Source organism: Bartonella sp. AA86SXKL, assembly GCF_042196885.1.
Window position 1 is genome coordinate 1 of record NZ_JBHIRE010000243.1, and the last position, 801, is coordinate 801.

At 40.8% G+C, this 801-nt stretch carries 1 protein-coding gene and 2 pseudogenes; all 3 read left to right on the forward strand.

The features are described 5' to 3' along the window. Positions 1-190, forward strand: a pseudogene (locus ACFIO5_RS11250) (hypothetical protein); the annotation flags it as partial. A 124-nt stretch (positions 191-314) separates the two neighbouring features. Then, positions 315-563, forward strand: coding sequence for a hypothetical protein (locus tag ACFIO5_RS11255; RefSeq protein WP_375705454.1), 249 nt, complete (start codon positions 315-317; stop codon positions 561-563). A 2-nt stretch (positions 564-565) separates the two neighbouring features. Next, positions 566-801 (forward strand): annotated as a pseudogene (locus ACFIO5_RS11260) (tyrosine-type recombinase/integrase); the annotation flags it as partial.

Genomic DNA, 801 nt, shown 5'->3' on the forward strand with positions numbered 1-801 from the left:
AGTTTATGGCAATGCACAAGTTTACGAAGAGCCACACATTTACGATAGGGCGCGTGTTTACGGCAATGCGCAAGTTTACGGTGATGCGCATGTTTACGGTCATGCAAAAATTTACGGTGAAGCATGTGTATGTTGGGACGACTGGATTGATGGCGATAGAAGAATCTCAACTGGAGAAAAGACCAGATGAGAAAATACGAACGACTAATCTTATAGTATCTCTATAAACCAGCTTCTAACTCCACAAACAAAATTTCAACACATGCGTGCTTCACGCCACGGGTGAATTACATCTAAAATGAAGGGGAATAAACATGCCACACCGCCCACCTACTATCACGCAACCAGCTATTGCTCGTGCTTTACGAGAAGCTAAAAAACAAGGATGCGAACTCATAGAAATCAAACCTACAGGGGAATTATTAATTCATATCAATAAAACCATAACACCAACAACGACAGATAATACTTATAGCATCAACGATTTTCCACCACTTGAAAACAAGCAAGAAGAATACAGCACCAATAAATCTTGCCCCTCTGTCGACGGTATAAAGTTTTAGCCATGCCAAAACGCCGTCCACCGCATCTTGTTCGTGAACGTACACGCCATGGTAAAGTTATATGGTATGTACGTATTGGTCATGGACCACGGTTTCGGATTGAAGGAACCTATGGAACGCAAGAGTTTGTTGATAATTATACGCTGGCTATTAAACAAGCTCAAAATGGCATCTCCAAGAAAATAAACAGACTTACAAAAGGCTCTTTCGATTGGTTATTGCATCAGTATTTACAAAG